This is a genomic window from Ectopseudomonas oleovorans (assembly GCF_029845265.1).
GTDB lineage: Bacteria > Pseudomonadota > Gammaproteobacteria > Pseudomonadales > Pseudomonadaceae > Aquipseudomonas > Aquipseudomonas oleovorans.
Window position 1 is genome coordinate 1 of record NZ_JAOCLK010000085.1, and the last position, 4982, is coordinate 4982.

General features: G+C 52.0%; 2 tRNA genes and 2 rRNA genes. All 4 read right to left on the minus strand.

Annotation, left to right across the window (positions count from 1 at the left end):
- Positions 1-3 precede the first annotated feature (3 nt).
- A 23S ribosomal RNA gene (locus N5J71_RS21965) occupies positions 4-2796 on the minus strand.
- Between the two features lie 258 nt (positions 2797-3054).
- Positions 3055-3130 (minus strand) — tRNA-Ala (locus tag N5J71_RS21970).
- Positions 3131-3152: 22 nt separating this feature from the next.
- Positions 3153-3229, minus strand: a tRNA-Ile gene (locus N5J71_RS21975).
- Positions 3230-3314: 85 nt separating this feature from the next.
- Positions 3315-4851, minus strand: a 16S ribosomal RNA gene (locus N5J71_RS21980).
- The 16S and 23S rRNA genes sit together here with 2 tRNA genes alongside, the layout of an rRNA operon.
- Between the last annotated feature and the right edge of the window lie 131 nt (positions 4852-4982).

Here is a 4982-nt window from a genome sequence, read left to right on the forward strand (position 1 = left end):
AGGGAGCTCAAGGCTCCAGTGAGATCTCATCTTGAGGCAAGTTTCCCGCTTAGATGCTTTCAGCGGTTATCTTTTCCGAACATAGCTACCCGGCAATGCCACTGGCGTGACAACCGGAACACCAGAGGTTCGTCCAACCCGGTCCTCTCGTACTAAGGTCAGCCCCTCTCAAATCTCAAACGTCCACGGCAGATAGGGACCGAACTGTCTCACGACGTTCTAAACCCAGCTCGCGTACCACTTTAAATGGCGAACAGCCATACCCTTGGGACCGGCTTCAGCCCCAGGATGTGATGAGCCGACATCGAGGTGCCAAACACCGCCGTCGATATGAACTCTTGGGCGGTATCAGCCTGTTATCCCCGGAGTACCTTTTATCCGTTGAGCGATGGCCCTTCCATACAGAACCACCGGATCACTAAGACCTACTTTCGTACCTGCTCGACGTGTCTGTCTCGCAGTCAAGCGCGCTTTTGCCTTTATACTCTACGACCGATTTCCGACCGGTCTGAGCGCACCTTCGTACTCCTCCGTTACTCTTTGGGAGGAGACCGCCCCAGTCAAACTACCCACCATACACTGTCCTCGACCCGGATGACGGGCCAGAGTTAGAACCTCAAGGTTGCCAGGGTGGTATTTCAAGGATGGCTCCATGAGAACTGGCGTCCCCACTTCAAAGCCTCCCACCTATCCTACACAAGCAAGCTCAAAGTCCAGTGCAAAGCTATAGTAAAGGTTCACGGGGTCTTTCCGTCTAGCCGCGGATACACTGCATCTTCACAGCGATTTCAATTTCACTGAGTCTCGGGTGGAGACAGCGCCGCCATCGTTACGCCATTCGTGCAGGTCGGAACTTACCCGACAAGGAATTTCGCTACCTTAGGACCGTTATAGTTACGGCCGCCGTTTACCGGGGCTTCGATCAAGAGCTTCGCTTGCGCTAACCCCATCAATTAACCTTCCGGCACCGGGCAGGCGTCACACCCTATACGTCCACTTTCGTGTTTGCAGAGTGCTGTGTTTTTAATAAACAGTCGCAGCGGCCTGGTATCTTCGACCGGCATGGGCTTACGCAGTAAATACTTCACCCTCACCGGCGCACCTTCTCCCGAAGTTACGGTGCCATTTTGCCTAGTTCCTTCACCCGAGTTCTCTCAAGCGCCTTGGTATTCTCTACCTAACCACCTGTGTCGGTTTGGGGTACGGTTCCTAGTTACCTGAAGCTTAGAAGCTTTTCCTGGAAGCATGGCATCAACCACTTCGCATTCTAAAAGAACGCTCGTCATCAGCTCTCGGCCTTAAGATCCCGGATTTACCTAAGATCTCAGCCTACCACCTTAAACACGGACAACCAACGCCGTGCTGGCCTAGCCTTCTCCGTCCCTCCATCGCAGTAACTAGAAGTACGGGAATATTAACCCGTTTCCCATCGACTACGCATTTCTGCCTCGCCTTAGGGGCCGACTAACCCTGCGTCGATTAACGTTGCGCAGGAAACCTTGGTCTTTCGGCGTGCGAGTTTTTCACTCGCATTGTCGTTACTCATGTCAGCATTCGCACTTCTGATACCTCCAGCAAGCTTCTCAACTCACCTTCACAGGCTTACAGAACGCTCCTCTACCGCTCATCCAAAGGATGAACCCGTAGCTTCGGTGTATGGTTTGAGCCCCGTTACATCTTCCGCGCAGGCCGACTCGACTAGTGAGCTATTACGCTTTCTTTAAAGGATGGCTGCTTCTAAGCCAACCTCCTAGCTGTCTAAGCCTTCCCACATCGTTTCCCACTTAACCATAACTTTGGGACCTTAGCTGACGGTCTGGGTTGTTTCCCTTTTCACGACGGACGTTAGCACCCGCCGTGTGTCTCCCGTGCTGACACTTGCTGGTATTCGGAGTTTGCATCGGTTTGGTAAGTCGGGATGACCCCCTAGCCGAAACAGTGCTCTACCCCCAGCAGTGATACACGAGGCGCTACCTAAATAGCTTTCGAGGAGAACCAGCTATCTCCGAGCTTGATTAGCCTTTCACTCCGATCCACAGGTCATCCGCTAACTTTTCAACGGTAGTCGGTTCGGTCCTCCAGTCAGTGTTACCTAACCTTCAACCTGCCCATGGATAGATCGCCCGGTTTCGGGTCTATACCCAGCGACTAAAGCGCCCTATTAAGACTCGCTTTCGCTACGCCTCCCCTATTCGGTTAAGCTCGCCACTGAATATAAGTCGCTGACCCATTATACAAAAGGTACGCAGTCACCCAACAAAGTAGGCTCCCACTGCTTGTACGCATACGGTTTCAGGTTCTATTTCACTCCCCTCTCCGGGGTTCTTTTCGCCTTTCCCTCACGGTACTGGTTCACTATCGGTCAGTCAGTAGTATTTAGCCTTGGAGGATGGTCCCCCCATGTTCAGACAAGGTTTCTCGTGCCCCGTCCTACTCGATTTCATTGATAAGAGCGTTTCGTGTACGGGGCTATCACCCACTACGGCGGCACTTTCCAGAGCCTTCCACTACACTCAAATCAACTTAAGGGCTAGTCCCCGTTCGCTCGCCACTACTTAGGGAATCTCGGTTGATTTCTTTTCCTCAGGGTACTTAGATGTTTCAGTTCCCCTGGTTCGCCTCTTGCACCTATGGATTCAGTACAAGATACCCGGCTTGTGCCGGGTGGGTTCCCCCATTCAGAGATCTCTGGATCACAGTCTGTTTGCCGACTCCCCAAAGCTTTTCGCAGGCTACCACGTCTTTCATCGCCTCTGACTGCCAAGGCATCCACCGTATGCGCTTCTTCACTTGACCATATAACCCCAAGCAATCTGGTTACTGTCTCAATCGTGAAGACGACATTCGCCGAAAATTTGCGTCTTGAGAACTACAAATTTTACCTTGACCAGATCAATTGCCAGTGAAAGCAATTAATCAGTCACTTCTATCACATATCCAAATTTTTAAAGAACGATTTTCGTACCGGTCAAAAGACCAGAAATCAGCACTCAACAGGACAAACCTGAAGCGCTCATTTCTGAACTCTTTAACACTCACCGCAACACGAGAGAGTGGTGGAGCCAAGCGGGATCGAACCGCTGACCTCCTGCGTGCAAGGCAGGCGCTCTCCCAGCTGAGCTATGGCCCCGTATTCTTCTGCACCAAGCAATTGGTAGGTCTGGGCAGATTTGAACTGCCGACCTCACCCTTATCAGGGGTGCGCTCTAACCAACTGAGCTACAGACCTATAACAGGGTCGCGTTACAGCATCGTCTTCGACTATGAATCAAGCAATTCGTGTGGATACTTATGAAGAAGCTGATGTCTTCGATTAAGGAGGTGATCCAGCCGCAGGTTCCCCTACGGCTACCTTGTTACGACTTCACCCCAGTCATGAATCACTCCGTGGTAACCGTCCCCCCGAAGGTTAGACTAGCTACTTCTGGAGCAACCCACTCCCATGGTGTGACGGGCGGTGTGTACAAGGCCCGGGAACGTATTCACCGTGACATTCTGATTCACGATTACTAGCGATTCCGACTTCACGCAGTCGAGTTGCAGACTGCGATCCGGACTACGATCGGTTTTATGGGATTAGCTCCACCTCGCGGCTTGGCAACCCTTTGTACCGACCATTGTAGCACGTGTGTAGCCCTGGCCGTAAGGGCCATGATGACTTGACGTCATCCCCACCTTCCTCCGGTTTGTCACCGGCAGTCTCCTTAGAGTGCCCACCATTACGTGCTGGTAACTAAGGACAAGGGTTGCGCTCGTTACGGGACTTAACCCAACATCTCACGACACGAGCTGACGACAGCCATGCAGCACCTGTGTCTGAGTTCCCGAAGGCACCAATCCATCTCTGGAAAGTTCTCAGCATGTCAAGGCCAGGTAAGGTTCTTCGCGTTGCTTCGAATTAAACCACATGCTCCACCGCTTGTGCGGGCCCCCGTCAATTCATTTGAGTTTTAACCTTGCGGCCGTACTCCCCAGGCGGTCAACTTAATGCGTTAGCTGCGCCACTAAGTTCTCAAGGAACCCAACGGCTAGTTGACATCGTTTACGGCGTGGACTACCAGGGTATCTAATCCTGTTTGCTCCCCACGCTTTCGCACCTCAGTGTCAGTATCAGTCCAGGTGGTCGCCTTCGCCACTGGTGTTCCTTCCTATATCTACGCATTTCACCGCTACACAGGAAATTCCACCACCCTCTACCGTACTCTAGCTCGCCAGTTTTGGATGCAGTTCCCAGGTTGAGCCCGGGGCTTTCACATCCAACTTAACGAACCACCTACGCGCGCTTTACGCCCAGTAATTCCGATTAACGCTTGCACCCTTCGTATTACCGCGGCTGCTGGCACGAAGTTAGCCGGTGCTTATTCTGTCGGTAACGTCAAAACAGCAAGGTATTAGCTTACTGCCCTTCCTCCCAACTTAAAGTGCTTTACAATCCGAAGACCTTCTTCACACACGCGGCATGGCTGGATCAGGCTTTCGCCCATTGTCCAATATTCCCCACTGCTGCCTCCCGTAGGAGTCTGGACCGTGTCTCAGTTCCAGTGTGACTGATCATCCTCTCAGACCAGTTACGGATCGTCGCCTTGGTGAGCCATTACCTCACCAACTAGCTAATCCGACCTAGGCTCATCTGATAGCGCAAGGCCCGAAGGTCCCCTGCTTTCTCCCGTAGGACGTATGCGGTATTAGCGTTCCTTTCGGAACGTTATCCCCCACTACCAGGCAGATTCCTAGGCATTACTCACCCGTCCGCCGCTAAATCAGGGAGCAAGCTCCCTTCATCCGCTCGACTTGCATGTGTTAGGCCTGCCGCCAGCGTTCAATCTGAGCCATGATCAAACTCTTCAGTTCAATACTGCTTGGGTTTTGAGAAAACCCTAAACTTGGCTCAGCAATCGCAAAACTTTCAAATTAATGAAAGGTAACTCTCGAATTAACGAGTGTTGCTTTGTGATGCTGATAATCAGTTGACTATCAGTCTT